The following is a 15,543-nucleotide window of genomic DNA, read 5'->3' as shown; positions in this document are numbered from 1 at the left end:
AGGCACTACATTCAGCTTTTCTTGCTGCCGAATACCTTCTTGAGCAGCTCCGTTGTGCGGGCCACCGGATTTTCGCGGATGTTGGCTTCCTCCTGCGCAATGAGCGTGAACAAGCCGTCGACGGCCTTGCCGGTGGCGTACTCGTTCAGGTTGGGGTTGGCCTTTTTCACCAGCGGAATCTGGTTGTAGCGCGTCACCAGGCCGGTGTAGTACTTGGTGGCGCTGGTCTGATCGAGGGCCTGCTGCATGATGGGCGAAAACGCCGACACCAGCTGCGTGGTGGTGGTGCGCTTCAGGTACTGCGTGGCCGCGTCCTTCTGCCCGGTGAGGATGTTCCACACGTCGGAGAAGCTCAGACTCTTGATGGCCGAAATGAAGATGGGCTTGGCCTTGATGGCGGCCTGCTCGGCACCGCGGTTCAACGCCAGCTCAAACTTGTCGACCTCCGAGCCCAGGCCGATGGTGCGCAGGGTGGTGGCCACGCGCTGCGCATCGGGCGGGAAGGGAATGCGGATCAGGCTGTTGAGGTAGAAGCCGTCCTGCTTGGAGGCCTGGTCGGCGCCCTTGCTGATGCCCTGGGTCAGGGCTTCTTTCAGGCCCATGGCGGCTTCCTGCTGCGTCACCGAGCCGCCGGTGGTGGTTTTGGTGGTCGAGGGCAGCTTGATGGTGCCCAGGCCGGGCAGCTTGATCTGGGCCTGGGCCGAAACGGCGGCCAGGGCCAGGGCGGCGGTGAGCAGGGCAACGGAGCGAAAGTTCTTCATAGCAGTAGTAAAACCCAAAACACGGTTTCGGTTCGGCCGAAGGCAGAAACCGGACCAAAAAATCGACCAACGGCGCGGTTCTCTCGCCTACTGCTGGCCGAAAGCCCGCTTGAGCGTGTCGGTGCTGCGGGCCGAGGAGCTCAGGCGGATGCGGCTTTCCTCATCGGCCACGAGCGTGAACAGGCCTTCGGCTACCTTGCCGGTGGTGTAGTCGGTGAGGTTGGTGGTGATGGGCGTCATCAGCGGCACTTTCTTGTAGCGCAGCATCAGCTCGCCGTAGGCCTGCTTGGCGCCGGTCTGCTCCAGGGCGGCGTCCACCAGGGGGCGCAGCTCCTGCTGCACCTGGGCCAGCTGCTGGGTCTTGAACTGCGTGGCAATCTGGCGGCTCTCGCGGGTATTGACCAGGCCCAGCCCGTCGGCCACGGAGTAGCGCTGGGCGGCGCCGGCCAGGATGGTCTGGGCCTGCGGATTGGCGGCTACGGCTTCGGCCGCGCGGTTCATCTGCACCTCGAACTTGTCGATAACCGTGCCCATGCGCAGGCTGCGCAGGGTGGTGTTGACCAGCTCGGCCTCGGGCGGAAACGGAATGCGGATGTCGGAGTTGGCGTTGAAACCGTCGGCCGCGGCCCCGGCTTCCAGGGCGCGGGTGATGCTCAGGTTCAACGCCTCCTTCACGGCGGCGGTGGCTTCGTCGGCCGTCAGCGGGGGCGGCGTGGCCACTGCCGGCGCGGCCGGGGTGGTTTTGGTGGTCGTGGTGGCGGCCTTGGTCGTGGTGGTTTTGGTGGCCGGCTTGGTGGTCGTGGTCTTTTTGGCGGGCGTGGTTTTCTTGGCCGTCGTCGTGGTCTTCTTGGCCGTGGTGGTCGTGGTATTCTTGGTGGTCTGGGCCTCGGCGGCAGTCGAAGCGGCGGTCAGCAGGCCCAGGGCCAGCAGGAAGGTGGAAAGACGGGGTGCGTTCATGCGGAAAAGTGGAGAAAAGGCGGGTGAATGCGGCGGGAAAGGCTGGGAATCGGCAAACCAAAGCCGCGCGGCGCGGTCTTACAAACGCCGTGCGCAAATTGCGCCGAATTTGCTTCCCTCCCACTTTCTTTATGCCCCACACCCCAGCCGTCGAAATCATCACCATCGGCGACGAACTGCTCTACGGGCAGGTCGTCGACACCAATTCGGCCTGGATGGGCCAGGAGCTGGGCAAGATCGGCCTGCGCATCCGCCAGATCAGCTCCGTGTCGGACCAGGCCGCGGAAATCGTGCGTGCCCTCGACGAGGCCCGCGGGCGCGCCCAGGTGGTGCTGCTGACCGGCGGCCTCGGCCCGACCAAGGACGATTTGACCAAGCACGTGCTGGCCCGGTACTTCAACTCCGAGCTGGCCCTCTACGAACCCAGCCTGCGCGACGTGGAGGCCATTTTTGCCCGCTTCAACCGGCCCATGCTGGAAGTAAACCGCCAGCAGGCCTACCTGCCCACGGCCTGCACCCCGCTGCGCAACACCGTGGGCACTGCCCCCGGCATGTGGTTCGACGGCCAGGATGGCGTGGTGTTCGTCTCGATGCCCGGTGTGCCCTTCGAGATGAAGCACCTGATGAGCACCCACGTGCTGCCCAAGCTAAAAGAGCAGTTCCAGGTACCGCCCATTGAGCACGCGGTGCTGCAGACGGTGGGCCAGGGCGAGTCGTTTCTGGCCGAGCAGATTGCCGCCTGGGAAAACCAGCTGCCCCCGAACATGAAGCTGGCTTACCTCCCGTCGTTCGGGGCCGTGCGCCTGCGCCTGACCGCCACCGACGACGGCCAACCCGACCTGCGCGGCCGCCTGGAAGCCCAATTGCCGGCCGTGCGCGCCCTCCTCGGCCCCTACCTCTACGCCGAGGGTGAAGTCCCGCTGGAAGCGGCCCTGGGCCGGCTGCTGCAGGAGCGCGGCCTGACCATCGGCACGGCCGAAAGCTGCACCGGCGGCACCCTGGCCCAGCGGCTGACCAGCGTGCCGGGCTCCTCGGCCTATTTCCTGGGCTCGGTAGTGGCCTATTCCAATCAGGTCAAAATCAACCAGCTCGGTGTCAGCCCCGATACGCTGGAGCAGTTCGGGGCGGTGAGCGAACAGACGGTGCGCGAAATGGCCGAGGGCCTGCGCCGCAGCTTGGGCGTCGACGTGGCGGTGGCCACCAGCGGCATTGCCGGGCCCGGCGGCGGCACCGACGAAAAGCCCGTGGGCACGTTCTGGCTGGCCTACGCCGATGAGCACCGGACGGTGGCCCGCAAAGTGAGCATCAACCGCGGCCGGGAGCTGAATATCAGCTACATCAGCACCGTGGCGCTGGATATGGTGCGGCGCCATCTGCCGGAGCAAAAGTAGCGCGGGCTTTGGTTCGCGTCCGCGTGAATGAAATCGTCGGTTGGCTCCTGACGGCCGCGGGCTGAACCGCAGGAAGGCGTAGCCAAGCCCGCGCTACCGGTTTTTTTTGCCTTTGCCTAACAAGTGTTCGGGTCCGATTACGCCGCAATTGGCAAATCCGCTACCTTTGGCCCCGATTTCGGCCTCCCCAGCCGATATTCACCCCGAACAGACCAAGCTTCCTTTCCCACCCCCGAATTCTTCAAAGCAACCTCCGCATGGCACGAGTGGAAATGGTGATGCCCAAAATGGGCGAAAGTATCATGGAAGGCACCGTCCTGAAATGGCTCAAACAGGTGGGCGACACCATTGAGCAGGATGAATCGGTGCTGGAAGTGGCCACCGACAAAGTGGACACCGAGGTACCCGCCATTCACGCCGGCGTGCTGCAGCAGATTCTGGTGGAGGAAGGTCAGGTAGTAGCCGTGGGCGCCCCCATTGCCATCGTCGAAACCGATGCTGCCGCGGCCTCCAACGGCCAGACGCCCGCTGCCGCTCCGGCCGCTGCCGAAGAAGCCCAGGCCGCCGAGGCCGTGCCCTTCGTGCCCAACGCCGCGGCTGCCGCGGCCAATGCCGGCGGCGCGCAGCTCGGCGAGGCCCAGCCCGGCCGCTTCTACTCCCCGCTGGTGCTCAACATTGCCCGCGAGGAAGGCATTTCGATGAGCGACCTGGAGCGCCTGCCCGGCACCGGCCAGGGCGGCCGCGTCACCAAGAAGGATATTCTCGACTTCGTAGCGGGCCGCGGCCAGCAGCCGGCTCCGGCCGCGGCTGCTCCGGCTCCGCAGGCCGCCCCCGCGCCCCAGCAAGCGGCTCCGGCAGCCGCTCCGGCCGCTCCCGCCAGCAAGCCTGCCGCGGCTCCGGCCAGCAAGCCCGCGCCCTCGGTTTCGGGCGGGCAGGAGCTGATTGAAATGGACCGCATGCGCAAGATGATTGCCCAGCGCATGGTCGATTCCAAGCGGATTTCGCCGCACGTGACCTCCTTCGTGGAGGCCGACGTGACCGAAATCGTGAACTGGCGCAACAAGCACAAGGACGCCTACAAAAAGCGCGAGGGCGAAAACCTCACCTTCACGCCCATCTTCGTGCAGGCCATTGCCCGCGCCATTCAGGACTTCCCGAACATCAACGTGTCGGTCGACGGGGACTACATCATCAAGAAGCGCGACATCAACGTGGGCGTGGCCGTGGCCCTGCCCTCCGGCAACCTCATCGTGCCGGTGATTCACGGCGCCGACCAGCTGAACCTGAACGGGCTGACCAAGCGCGTGAACGATTTGGCCGCCCGCGCCCGGGCCAACAAGCTCAAGCCCGAGGACCTGGAAGGCGGCACCTACACGCTGTCGAACGTGGGCTCCTTCGGCAACGTGATGGGCACGCCCATCATCATGCAGCCGCAGGTGGCCATCATGGCCGTGGGCGCCATCAAGAAGAAGCCCGCCGTTATCGAGACGCCCCAGGGTGATTTGATTGGTATCCGCCACTTCATGTTCCTCTCGCACTCCTACGACCACCGCGTGGTCGACGGCTCCCTGGGCGGGCAGTTCGTGCGCCGCGTGGCCGACTACCTGGAGCAGTTCGATCCGAACACGGCCATCTAAGCCGTGGCGCGAACGTGCAGTTCGCGTATGCCCGCACGGTTTCGCCAGCCGCCTACCGTGCCAGCCTACGCGAACTGAACGTTCGCGCTACCTGAACAAGCCCGTCAACCCGACGGGCTTTTCTTTTTGTTTTACAACTGGTTATGAAGAACTTCATCACGCTCGGCGCCCTGGTTATTTCCCTGGCGCTGATTGTTTACCTCTACATCCGCCTTTCCGCCACCGAGCGGGAGCTGACCCTGACCAAGCAGCGCCTGGAGGACTGCGGGCAGGTCACCTTTCAGCTGCAGAACAAGCTGACGGAGCAAGCCCGCGAGAAGGCCGCCGCCGCCGGCCAGCCGATTCCGGGCGAGCAGGAGTAGCCCGCGCCACAAAAGCAAAACCGGCTGCCCTCCTTGCGGAAGGCAGCCGGTTTTGCTTGTAGCGGCGAGTCGGCAGCTTACAGCGCAGCCAGGCTTTGCTCCAGGGCCGTGATTTTGGCTTCGGCGTCGGCCAGCTTCTGGCGCTCCTTCTCTACCAGCTCGGGCTTGGCGTTCTGCACGAACTTCTCATTGCCGAGCTTCTGCAGCACCGAGCCGCGGAAGCCCTGGGCGTACTCCAGCTCCTTGCTCAGGCGCTCCTTTTCGGCGCCGAGGTCAATCTGGCCTTCCATCGGCACGAAGAACTCGCCGCCGCCGGACACGAAGCCCACGGCAGCGGCCGGCGCGGCGTCCACCACGCTGATTTCCGTCAGGCCGGCCAGCTTGCGTAGGATGCCCTCGTAGTCCGTCAGCAGCTGGGCGTCGTCGGTTTTGGCGGCCAGGGTCAGCGGCTTGTTCGGGCCCAGGCCCTTCTGGTTGCGGATGGTGCGCACGCCGCCCACAACGTCCAGCGCCTTTTCCATGCGGCTCAGCAGCTCGGCGCCATTGGCCACGGGCTGCTGCTTGGGCCAGGGCGCCACGCAGAGGTAGTCCTTGGGCCCGCGCTCGGCCAGGTGATGCCAGATTTCCTCCGTGATGAAGGGCATGAAGGGGTGCAGCAGCTTCAGCAGCTGCTCGAAGAAGCCGGTGGTGCGGCGCAGCGTTTCCGCGTCGATGGGCGCCAGGTAGGCGGGCTTGATCATCTCCAGGTACACCGAGCAGAAGTCGTCCCACACCAGCTTGTAGACGGTCATCAGCGCGTCCGACATGCGGAACTTGGCGAAGTGCTCGTCCAGCTCGGCCAGGGCGGCCTGCAGCTTGGCCTGGAACCACTCGGTGGCTCGCTCGTTGGCGAAGGGCAGCGCCGCGTCCACCTCCCAGCCCTGGGTGAGGCGGAAGGCGTTCCAGAGCTTGTTGGTGAAGTTGCGGCCCTGCTCCACCAGCTTGATGTCGAACAGCAGGTCGTTGCCGGCGGGCGAGGAAAACAGCATGCCGGTGCGCACGCCGTCGGCGCCGTACTGGGCAATGAGGTCGAGCGGGTCGGGCGAGTTGCCCAGGCTCTTGCTCATCTTGCGGCCCTGGGCGTCGCGCACGATGCCCGTGAGGTACACGTTGCGGAAGGGCACGTCCTGGCGGTACTCCAAGCCAGCCATGATCATGCGGGCCACCCAGAAAAACAGGATTTCCGGGGCCGTGACCAGGTCGTCGGTGGGGTAGTAATAGTTGACGTCGGCGTTGTCCGGGTCCTTGAAGCCGTCGAACACCGAGATGGGCCACAGCCACGACGAAAACCAGGTATCGAGCACGTCTTCATCCTGGCGCAAGTCACTAAGCTGCAGCCCGCTGTTGCCGCTCTGTTCACGTGCCAGTTGAAGAGCTTCCTCGTCGCTGAGCGCCACTACGAAGGTGCCGTCGGGCAGGTAGTAGGCGGGGATGCGCTGCCCCCACCACAGTTGCCGCGAGATGCACCAGTCGCGCACGTTCTCCATCCACGAGCGGTACATGTTCTTGAACTTGGGCGGGTGCAGCTTCACGCGGTCATCCTCCACCACGGCCAGGGCGGGGCCGGCCATGTCGGCCATCTTCAGGAACCACTGCATCGACAGGCGCGGCTCGATAACGGCCCCGGTGCGCTCCGAGGTCTGCACGATGCTGGCGTACTCTTCCACTTTGGCGAGCAGGCCCGCTTCGTCGAGGTCCTTCACGATGGTGCGGCGGGCGGCAAAGCGGTCCTGCCCCACGTAGAGCACGGCCTTCTCGTTGAGGAAGCCCGCGTCGTCGAGGATGTCGATAACCGGCAGGTTGTGCTTGACGCCCAGCTCGTAGTCGTTCAGGTCGTGCGCCGGGGTCACCTTCAGCGCGCCGGTTCCGAACTCGATGGTCACGTACTCGTCCAGAATCACCGGAATTTCGCGGCCCAGCAGCGGAATCTGCACCTTGGCGCCGTGCAGGTGCCGGTACCGCTCGTCGAGGGGGTTCACGGCCACGGCCACGTCGGCCATGATGGTTTCGGGGCGCGAGGTGGCCACGGTGATGAACTCCCCTTCGCGGCCTACAATCGGGTAGCGCAGGTGGTACATCTTGGCCATGGTGTCCTTCGGAATTACTTCCTCATCGGAAATGGCGGTGCGGCCCAGCGGGTCCCAGTTTACCATGCGGATGCCGCGGTAAATCAGGCCCTTGCGGTACAGGTCCACGAACACGCGCAGCACGGCCTCGGTCAGCTCGGGCTCCATGGTGAAGCGCGTGCGCGACCAATCGCAGCTGGCGCCAAGCTTTTTGAGCTGGTCCAGGATGATGCCGCCGTACTTCTCCTTCCACTCCCAGGCGTACTTCAGGAATTCCTCGCGGGTGAGGTCCTTTTTCTCGATGCCGCGCTCCTTGAGCATCTGCACCACCTTGGCTTCGGTGGCGATGGAGGCGTGGTCGGTGCCGGGCACCCAGCAGGCTTCCTTGCCCTGCATGCGGGCGCGGCGCACCAGCACGTCCTGAATGGTGTTGTTCAGCATGTGGCCCATGTGCAGCACGCCGGTCACGTTCGGGGGCGGAATGACCACCGAGTAAGCCGGTTTGCGCGGGTTGGGCTTCGAGGTGAAAAAGCCTTGCTCCTGCCAGCGCTGGTACCACTTGTCTTCTACCTCGGCGGGCTGGTAGGTCTTTGGAATGGACATAGTGAGGGGAAATCGGTTCGGAATCGGCAAAAATAGGCATTTCGGGGCGGCGCCGGAACTCCTGACGTTAATCATGTGCCGGGCCCTTGCATTTAATCCAGCTTTAATATTGAACGCTCCTAAGAATAGTAGTTTTGCCAACCTGCCCCACTCAAAGCTGGTTTAGATTTGACGGCGGTGGCGTACTTTTAGGTAGCAAAACCTGCCCATTCGCCAACTTCCTTCCATTACCTGATGCCGCCTTTGTTCAGCCGCTGGAAGAAAACAGACCCGGCGCCGGCCGCTGCCGTGGCCGCCCCGGCCCCCCCGCCCCAGCCCATACTTCCCCCCAACACCGCCCATTCGGGTTCCATCCGCGTCGGCATGGGGCAGCTGCTGGTGGAGGGCGGTGAGCCGCTGCGCAACCTGGAGCGCGCCGCCCGCATGATAGCCGAAGCCGCCGAGCAGGGCTGCGACTTGGTGCTGCTGCCCGAAACCCTGGACTTTGCCTGGACGCACCCCAGCGCCCTCACCGAAGCCCAGCCCATTCCGGGCCGCTTCTCCGATATCCTTTGCCAGGAAGCCGCCCGCCACGGCATCTACGTGTGCGCCGGCCTGACGGAGCGCGCCGCCGACGGCCGCGTCTACAACGCGGCGGTGCTCATCAGCCCGGCGGGCGACATTTTGCTCAAGTACCACAAAATCAACCTGCTCACCGTTGAGCAGCCGTTCTACGAAGTCGGCACCACGCTCAACGTCATCGACACGCCGCTGGGCCGGCTGGGCCTCAACATCTGCGCCGACAACTACATCGACGGGCTACCCATCGGGCACACCCTGGCCCGCATGGGCGCCGAAATCATCCTCTCGCCCTCGTCGTGGACGGTAGACTACTCCGTCACGGAAGAAGACGACCCGTACCGCGAAAAGTGGATCAAGCCCTACCAGATTCTGGCTTCCTACTACAACGTGGTGGTGGTGGGCACCACCTCGGTGGGCTACATCGTGGGCGGGCCCTACGAGGGCAAGAAGAGCGTCGGCTGCTCGCTGGCCGTGGCGGCCGACGGCATCAAGGCCCAGGGCAAATTCAACGAGTTTGCCGGCGAGCTGATTGTGGCCGACCTGCCCCGCCCCCAGCGCCCCGAGCGCGGCACGGCCATTACGGCCCGGCTGCAGCGCCTCGGCTACCGCTTCGATGAGCTTCCCAACCCCGCCTAACTCCTCCTTTCTCCTCCCACCCGCCGCCCTCACCCCTCGCCTATTGCCACAGCAGTACTCAATGCCCACTTCCCCCGTTAACGCCACCGTCGACTCACCCATCGACCAGCCGGCCCCCCACCCGGGCTACCAGTGCTGCACGCGGTGCATAATGGATACCACGGTGCCAGGCATCCGCTTTCGCCCCCACACCGGGGAGTGTAACTTCTGCGAGCTGCACGACAAGCTGGACCGCGACAACCCGCTGGGGCCCGCGGGCGAGGCCTACGTGCGCAGCGCCGCCGAGGACATGAAGCGCCTCGGCCGCGGCCGCAAATACGACTGCGTGCTGGGCGTAAGCGGCGGGCGCGACAGCAGCTACACGCTCTGGTACTGCGTGGTGCAGCTGGGCCTGCGCCCCCTGGCCGTGCACTTCAACGACGGCTTCGGCAACCCCGTGGCCGGCGAAAACATGGTGAAGGCCTGCCGCAAGCTGGGCGTGGAGCTGCGCACCATCACCTCGGACTGGCGCGAGTCGAAAGACCTCAAGATTGCCTTCCTGAAGGCCTCCACGCCCGACATCGAGGAAGGCACCGACATCGGCATTGCCACGGCCCTGTACGGGGTGGCGGCCAAGGAAGGCGTGCAGCGCATCATCATCGGGCAGTCGTTTCGCACCGAGGGCATTGCGCCTCTGTCGTGGAACTTCCTCGACGGGAAGTACCTGAAGGCGGTGCACCGGCAGTTCGGTACGGTACCCCTGCGCAAGTGGGCGCCCAACGACCCGGGCTTTCACCTGGACGTGAAGGAAATGTTCTACTACACGGTGCTGCGCGGCATCAAGACCGTCACGCTGCTCTACCACCTGCCCTACGTGCGGGCGGAAGTCGACGCGCTGCTGGAGCGGGAACTGGACTGGGTGAACCCCGGCGCGCACTACTTCGACGACCTCTACCAGAGCGTCATTTACTACCTGAACCGCGTCAAGTTCAACATCGACCGGCGCCTGTTCAACTACTCCGCCCTGGTGCGCTCGGGACAGATGTCGCGCGCGCAGGCACTGGAGCGCTGCCGGCACGTCAACGCCATCGAGGACGAGAAGGTCATCAACCTCTGCATCAAGCGCCTGGGCCTGAGCCGGGAGGAGTTTGAGCAGATTGTGGCGGCCCCGGTGAAGACCTTCCGCGACTACCCCAACAACTACGGGCTGATCCGGCTGCTGCGCTGGCCCATCAAGCTGGCCAGCCGGCTGCGCCTGCTGCCCGAATCGGCCTACGACAAGTACTTCAACTGCGGCACGTAAGACGTTCCACTCCGCAATCATTGCGAGGACAAAGGATAGTCCGCGCAGCAGGCGGCGTCAATCGGTCCTAGTTTCAGGTCAGCCGATACCGCTGGCAGAAGCCGAAAACAGCACCGCCCGAAACTCGCATCTGCAGTTTCGGGCGGTGCTTCTTTTTGGTCGGCACGCTGGCCAGGACCGATTGACGCCGCTTGCTGCGCGGAATGGCTACGCCTCGCAGTGCGTGCGGGGTAAGCCGCCGTGCTCAGGCGACGTGCAGCCAGTCTTTCTTCTGGTGCAGGCGCTCCTGGGTTTCGCGGTAGTCGGGGTCGTCCACGCAGCAGTCGACGGGGCAGACGGCGGCGCACTGGGGCTCTTCGTGGAAGCCCACGCACTCGGTGCACTTGTCCGACACGATGTAGTAGTACTCGTCCGACACGGGCGTCTGGGGCGCGGTGGCGTCCACCTGCTTGCCGCCGTCGACGTCGACGGTGCCTTTCAGGGTGGTGCCGTCGGCCCAGCGCCAGTTGGCGCCGCCCTCGTAAATGGCGTTATTGGGGCATTCCGGTTCGCAGGCACCGCAGTTGATGCACTCGTCGGTAATCATGATGGCCATGGCCGTAGGTCGTCAGTTGAGAGGTCGTGTGTAGCCTGATACGCAGGGGCGGGGGCCGCAGGTTAACTTAAGTCGGCGGCGGCCGGCGCCGCTGGGGTGCGTATAGCCGGGCAAAAGTAGTACCGGCGGCGCTTTCTTGCGAACTTTCGCCCCGCTTTCCCGCTTTTCCTCTTCTATGACTCACCCCGAACGACTCGCCGCCTTTATCCGCCTGGGCCAGCGCCTGCGCACCCTCTCCGACGACGAGCTGTACTCGCTGGCTTCCCGCGCCCGCAACCACAACCCCTGGTTCGACGAAGCCAACGTGCGCGCCGCCTTCCAAGGCGTGGCCGCCCTGCTCGACGCCGAGCCGCTCACCGCCTGGGCCGCCCGGTACCCGCCCGAGCCCCAGCATGAGCCGCGCCGCGTGGGCGTGGTCATGGCCGGCAACATTCCGCTGGTGGGCTTCCACGACCTGCTCTGCGTGCTGCTCAGCGGCCACATCCTGCTGGCCAAGCTCTCCTCGGACGACAACATCCTGCTGCGCTGGGTGGGCCAGCAGCTGCTCGACATCGAGCCGCGCTTCGAGGCGCAGCTGCGGTTCGTGGACATGCTGCGCGAGGCCGATGCCTTCATTGCCACCGGCTCCGACAACACCGCCCGCTACTTCGAATACTACTTCAGCAAAAAGCCCCACCTGATCCGCCGCAACCGCTCCAGCATCGGGGTGCTGGCCGGGCTGGAGCCGCGCGAGGAGCTGGCGCAGTTCGGGCCCGATATATTTCGCTACTACGGCCTGGGCTGCCGCAACGTGGCCAAGCTGCTGGTGCCCGCCGGCTACGACTTTACGCCCTTCCTCGATTCGATGCAGAGCTGGGAGGCGGTGGACAACCACAACCGCTACCACAACAACTACGACTACCAGAAAAGCCTGCTGCTGGTCAACCGCGTGCCCCACCTCGACAACGGCTTTATGCTGCTGACCGAGAGCATGCAGCTCGTCTCCCCCATTTCGGTGCTGCACTTCAGCGAGTACCAGGACGAGCAGGACCTGCGCCAGCAGCTGGCCGACGTGGCCGATAAAACGCAGGTTGTGGTGTCGGTGCACGGCTGGTACCCGGGCAGCGTGCCGGCCGGGCAGGCCCAGCAGCCGGGCGTGGGCGAGTACGCCGACAGGGTGGATACCATGGCCTTTTTGGCGTCGTTGGCGTAGAAAGCTCAGCCGCGTCCGCATTATGTCGACGTTCACGCGGTCTTCACTGGCCGCGCCGTTTTTGGCACGGTTGTTTGTTCCCCGCTTACCGAACCTTCCGATTTGACACCCATGCTAGTCGTCACCGAATCGGCCGAAACCGTTGCCAAGGAAACGATTCCGACCCTCCACTTCCCGCACGAAGACGTCCTCTCCACCCCCGAAGAGCAGAAGCTGCGCCGCTTCGATGCCGACCGCGCCTGCGCCCTCGGCAACAACGACCACGGCAAGCTCGACATCTACTTCAAAACCGTCGACGGTCTGACCAAGCGCGTGCAAACCACCGTCTGGGGCGTGCACGAAAGCTACCTCACCCTCAAAGCCGGCGTCACCCTCCCGATTCACGCCATCATCGGGTTTGATTTCTATTAGGTGGCCGACGGTAGCACCGGCCGTCATTGCGAGCGAAGCGAAGCAACCTTTCCTCTATTAGCACCGCCGCCACAACTGGCAGAAGCCGAAAACAGCACCGCCCGAAACCAGAGTTACTTGGTTTCGGGCGGTGCTGTTTCGGGTTAGTGCTTCTTGTACCGTCGTGCCGCGAGAAGGAAGATTGGCTACGCCTTCCTACGGGTGCTTCGCTTCGCTCGCAATGACGGCCAGCGCGGCCGTTACTCGGTTTACAGCCGTTCCAGCGTCTTTGCAATCAGGTCGTTGACGACCTGGTCGGCGTTGTCGGCGAATTCGCCGGTGACGCGGTTGGCCACAATGGCGTTCAGCGACACCACTTCGTGGCCCAGCATGCGGCCCAGGGCGTAGTAGCCGGCCGTTTCCATCTCGAAGTTGGTTAGGCGGAAGGTGCCCTCGGCGTTGCTGTACTGCACCTGACCGAGGCGCTCAATCAGGTCGGGGAAGCGCGGCTGCAGGCGCAGGGCGCGGCCCTGCGGGCCGTAGAAGCCGGGGCAGGTGACGGTGTTGCCGGTAATCATGCCCTCGCCCAGCTGCTCGCGCAGCAGGTCGGAGCCGAGCACGCAGTACGGGCGGTAGTCGAGGCCCACGGCTTTCTGCACGGCGGTGGCAAACTCGATTTCGGCGCCGGTTTCCACCAGCGGGTAAAATTGCATCAAGGACTCCAGGCCCACGGCGTGCTCCGACACCAGGTGCGAGCCGACGGGAATATCGGCCTGCAGCGCGCCGCTGGTGCCCACGCGAATGATGCGCAGGTTGATGCGCTCCTCAATGGGGCACACTTCACGGGTGACGAAGTCCACGTTGACCAGCGCGTCCAGCTCGTTGAGCACGATGTCGAGGTTGTCGGTGCCGATGCCGGTGGACACCACGGTGAGGCGCTTGCCGCGGTAGTAGCCCACGTGGGTCACGAATTCGCGCTTGCTGACCTGCGTCTCGATGGAATCGAAGTGCTGGCTGACCAGCGCCACGCGGTCCGGGTCGCCGACGGTGATGATGGTGTCGGAAATGTGGTCGGGCAGCAGGTTCAGGTGATAGATGCTGCCGTCGCGGTTCAGGATGAGCTCCGACGAAGGTATCGGCATGGCAGTAGGGGTTCGGGTGAGAGAAAGTGGGGAAAGAACAAGGCCGCAACTTGTACGGCGGCCCGACAAACGTCGGGTAAAAAACGAAAAAAGCCCGGCCGCGGCCGGGCTTTTTGGTAACATTCCGGTAACAGACTTCGACGCGCGGCGCTTAGGAGCGCACCGGCGCGCGGTACGACGAGAGGCCCTGCTCGGGGTTGTAGTGGTTGCTGGCTTTCGGGTAGTTGCCGGTGCCGTCGTAGGGGCGCTTGTCGGGGTGCTGCTGGCAGGCGTCGGAGCAGGCGCCTTCGCGCTGCTCGGCGCAGGTCTGGCAGAGCACCACGTGGGCGTTGCAGTGCGGGTTGGCGCAGTTGACCATGCGCTCATCGGGCCGGCCGCAGCTGATGCATTGGGCCACCACCGTGGGATTGACAGTGTTGACATCGACGGCCACGCGGCCATCGAAGACGTAGCACTTCCCCTCAAAATCCTCGCCGCCGGCTTCGAGGCCGTACTTGATGATGCCGCCGTGCAGCTGGTACACGTTTTCGAAGCCCTGCTCCAGCAGGAAGGCCGAGGCTTTTTCGCACTTGATGCCGCCGGTGCAGTAGGTCAGGATTTTCTTGTCCTGGTACTGGCGCAGCTCCTCCACCTTGTCCGGAAACTCGCGGAAGTTGCCGATGTCGAGCGTCACGGCGTTTTTAAAGCGGCCGAGGTGGTGCTCGTAGTCGGAACGCACGTCGAGCACGATGACGTCGTCCTGGTCTTTCATCTGCCGAAACTCCTCGGGCGAGAGGTGCACGCCGGTCCGCTCGTAGGGCTTGATGGCGGGCAGGCCCACGTGCACGATTTCGGGCTTGACGCGCACGTGCAGCTTCTGGAACGTGTGCGCCGGCGCCTCCTCCACCTTAAACTCCAAGGCCGCGAAGCGCGGATCGGCCTTCACCGCCTGCATGTAGGCCGCGCAGTCGGCCACGGTGCCCGACACGGTGCCGTTCAGCCCCTCTTCGGCCACGATGATGCGGCCGCGCAGGTTCAGGCTGAGGCACAGGCGGTGGTGCTCCTCGCGGAAGGCCTCGGGGTCTTGCAGGTGCGTGTAGCAGTAGTACAGCAGGACGCGGAAATCCATTCTCTCTTAATTCTGAATGATGAATTCTGAATTATGAATTGGCCGTTTGGGCAGTCGTTTTGCTACACTGCGGGCGCTGAAATAATTCAGCATTCATAATCCAGAACTAGGTCTTAAACCTTCGTCGCCGGGTTGCCGAATACCGTTTGGTTCGCGGGCACATCGGCCACCACCACGGCACCGGCGCCCACGCGGGCCTTGGCGCCGATTTTGACGCCCGACACCACCACGGCGCCCGAGCCGATGAAGGCCTGCTCCCCGATTTCAGCGTCGCCGTTGATGATGGCGCCGGCACCCACCACCACGTAGTCGGCCAGCTGGGCGCGCACGTCGACCACGGAGCGTACGCCGAGCAGGCAGCCGTTGCCCACTTTGGCATCGGAGGCGACGACGGCGCCGGCCGAAATCAGGTTGCCGTGGCCCAGCCAGGCGTGCTCCGAGACGCTGGCGGCCCGGTGAATGGCGTTGACGGGCACCTGCTCGTACTCTTGGCGCAGCATGCTGGTCAGGGCCTTGCGCGAGGCCGTGTCTTCGGTGGCCACGAACACCTCGCACTTCTTGCCGAGCAGCTTGAGCATCTCCTCGTCGTCGGTGGCGCCCATGATGGGCACGTCGTGCAGGTCGGTGTCCTTGAGCTTGGGGTTGTCGTCGAGTAGGCAGTACACCACCACGTCGTTGCTGGTGAAGGCGTCGAGGGCGGCGGTGCCGACGGTCTGGGCACCAAGGATGATTACGGGATTTTCCATGCGCGAATCTTCGGGAAATGGCACCCGCGGCGGGGCGCGCTAAGCCGCAAAGATACGGCACCGGGGGCGGAAAAA

At 64.5% G+C, this 15,543-nt stretch carries 14 protein-coding genes; 7 read left to right on the top strand and 7 right to left on the bottom strand.

What is annotated here, in order from left to right; translation table 11 throughout:
• Nucleotides 1-11 precede the first annotated feature (11 nt).
• Together DLM85_RS03025 and DLM85_RS03020 are read right to left on the bottom strand one after the other, a co-directional pair.
• On the bottom strand, nucleotides 12-761 hold the full coding sequence (locus DLM85_RS03025) for a DUF4197 domain-containing protein (protein ID WP_111476579.1): 750 nt from the start codon (nucleotides 759-761) through the stop codon (nucleotides 12-14).
• 87 nt (nucleotides 762-848) lie between these two features.
• Nucleotides 849-1,718: a DUF4197 domain-containing protein gene (locus DLM85_RS03020; RefSeq protein WP_111476578.1), complete on the bottom strand. Its 870-nt coding sequence runs from the start codon at nucleotides 1,716-1,718 to the stop codon at nucleotides 849-851.
• A 131-nt stretch (nucleotides 1,719-1,849) separates the two neighbouring features.
• Between DLM85_RS03020 and DLM85_RS03015 the strand changes: the two genes are divergently transcribed.
• From DLM85_RS03015 to DLM85_RS03005, 3 genes are all read left to right on the top strand, one after another.
• A complete protein-coding gene (locus tag DLM85_RS03015) occupies nucleotides 1,850-3,109 on the top strand; it encodes a competence/damage-inducible protein A (protein WP_111476577.1) in 1,260 nt (419 codons plus the stop codon).
• 257 nt (nucleotides 3,110-3,366) lie between these two features.
• Nucleotides 3,367-4,746 (top strand): dihydrolipoamide acetyltransferase family protein, encoded by a 1,380-nt coding sequence (locus DLM85_RS03010; RefSeq protein ID WP_111476576.1) that lies wholly within the window; start codon nucleotides 3,367-3,369, stop codon nucleotides 4,744-4,746.
• Nucleotides 4,747-4,889: 143 nt separating this feature from the next.
• The gene (locus DLM85_RS03005; protein WP_111476575.1) at nucleotides 4,890-5,108 is read left to right on the top strand and encodes a hypothetical protein; all 219 of its coding nucleotides are present in this window, start codon (nucleotides 4,890-4,892) and stop codon (nucleotides 5,106-5,108) included.
• 77 nt (nucleotides 5,109-5,185) lie between these two features.
• Here the strand turns inward: DLM85_RS03005 and DLM85_RS03000 are convergent, their stop codons facing one another.
• Nucleotides 5,186-7,816: a valine--tRNA ligase gene (locus DLM85_RS03000; protein WP_111476574.1), complete on the bottom strand. Its 2,631-nt coding sequence runs from the start codon at nucleotides 7,814-7,816 to the stop codon at nucleotides 5,186-5,188.
• 234 nt (nucleotides 7,817-8,050) lie between these two features.
• Between DLM85_RS03000 and DLM85_RS02995 the strand changes: the two genes are divergently transcribed.
• Both DLM85_RS02995 and DLM85_RS02990 read left to right on the top strand, forming a co-directional pair.
• Nucleotides 8,051-9,013, top strand: a complete 963-nt coding sequence (locus tag DLM85_RS02995; RefSeq protein ID WP_111476573.1) for a carbon-nitrogen hydrolase family protein — start codon at nucleotides 8,051-8,053, stop codon at nucleotides 9,011-9,013.
• Nucleotides 9,014-9,074: 61 nt separating this feature from the next.
• A complete protein-coding gene (locus DLM85_RS02990; protein WP_133256858.1) occupies nucleotides 9,075-10,295 on the top strand; it encodes an adenine nucleotide alpha hydrolase family protein in 1,221 nt (406 codons plus the stop codon).
• Nucleotides 10,296-10,539: 244 nt separating this feature from the next.
• On the opposite strand, the gene DLM85_RS02985 is transcribed toward DLM85_RS02990, so the two are convergent.
• Nucleotides 10,540-10,890 carry a 4Fe-4S dicluster domain-containing protein gene (locus DLM85_RS02985; protein WP_111476571.1) on the bottom strand — a complete coding sequence of 117 codons (351 nt, stop codon included), beginning with the start codon at nucleotides 10,888-10,890 and terminating at the stop codon, nucleotides 10,540-10,542.
• A 175-nt stretch (nucleotides 10,891-11,065) separates the two neighbouring features.
• Here DLM85_RS02985 and DLM85_RS02980 point away from each other — a divergent pair, with 175 nt between their 5' ends.
• Together DLM85_RS02980 and DLM85_RS02975 are read left to right on the top strand one after the other, a co-directional pair.
• Entirely contained in the window at nucleotides 11,066-12,082 is a 1,017-nt protein-coding gene (locus DLM85_RS02980; RefSeq protein ID WP_111476570.1) for an aldehyde dehydrogenase family protein, read from the top strand.
• Nucleotides 12,083-12,193: 111 nt separating this feature from the next.
• Nucleotides 12,194-12,493 carry a hypothetical protein gene (locus DLM85_RS02975; protein ID WP_111476569.1) on the top strand — a complete coding sequence of 100 codons (300 nt, stop codon included), beginning with the start codon at nucleotides 12,194-12,196 and terminating at the stop codon, nucleotides 12,491-12,493.
• A gap of 248 nt (nucleotides 12,494-12,741) precedes the next feature.
• Here the strand turns inward: DLM85_RS02975 and DLM85_RS02970 are convergent, their stop codons facing one another.
• From DLM85_RS02970 to DLM85_RS02960, 3 genes are all read right to left on the bottom strand, one after another.
• The gene (locus DLM85_RS02970) at nucleotides 12,742-13,614 is read right to left on the bottom strand and encodes a nucleoside phosphorylase (RefSeq protein WP_111476568.1); all 873 of its coding nucleotides are present in this window, start codon (nucleotides 13,612-13,614) and stop codon (nucleotides 12,742-12,744) included.
• 151 nt (nucleotides 13,615-13,765) lie between these two features.
• Nucleotides 13,766-14,722 carry an oxygen-dependent tRNA uridine(34) hydroxylase TrhO gene (gene trhO / locus DLM85_RS02965; protein ID WP_111476567.1) on the bottom strand — a complete coding sequence of 319 codons (957 nt, stop codon included), beginning with the start codon at nucleotides 14,720-14,722 and terminating at the stop codon, nucleotides 13,766-13,768.
• Between the two features lie 113 nt (nucleotides 14,723-14,835).
• The gene (locus DLM85_RS02960) at nucleotides 14,836-15,468 is read right to left on the bottom strand and encodes a NeuD/PglB/VioB family sugar acetyltransferase (protein ID WP_111476566.1); all 633 of its coding nucleotides are present in this window, start codon (nucleotides 15,466-15,468) and stop codon (nucleotides 14,836-14,838) included.
• Nucleotides 15,469-15,543: the final 75 nt, after the last annotated feature.

Origin of the sequence: Hymenobacter edaphi (assembly GCF_003258365.1) — a bacterium.
Classification (GTDB): domain Bacteria; phylum Bacteroidota; class Bacteroidia; order Cytophagales; family Hymenobacteraceae; genus Solirubrum; species Solirubrum edaphi.
The sequence above is the reverse complement of the archived record's forward strand: the minus strand, read 5'-3'. Positions and strand labels throughout refer to the sequence as shown.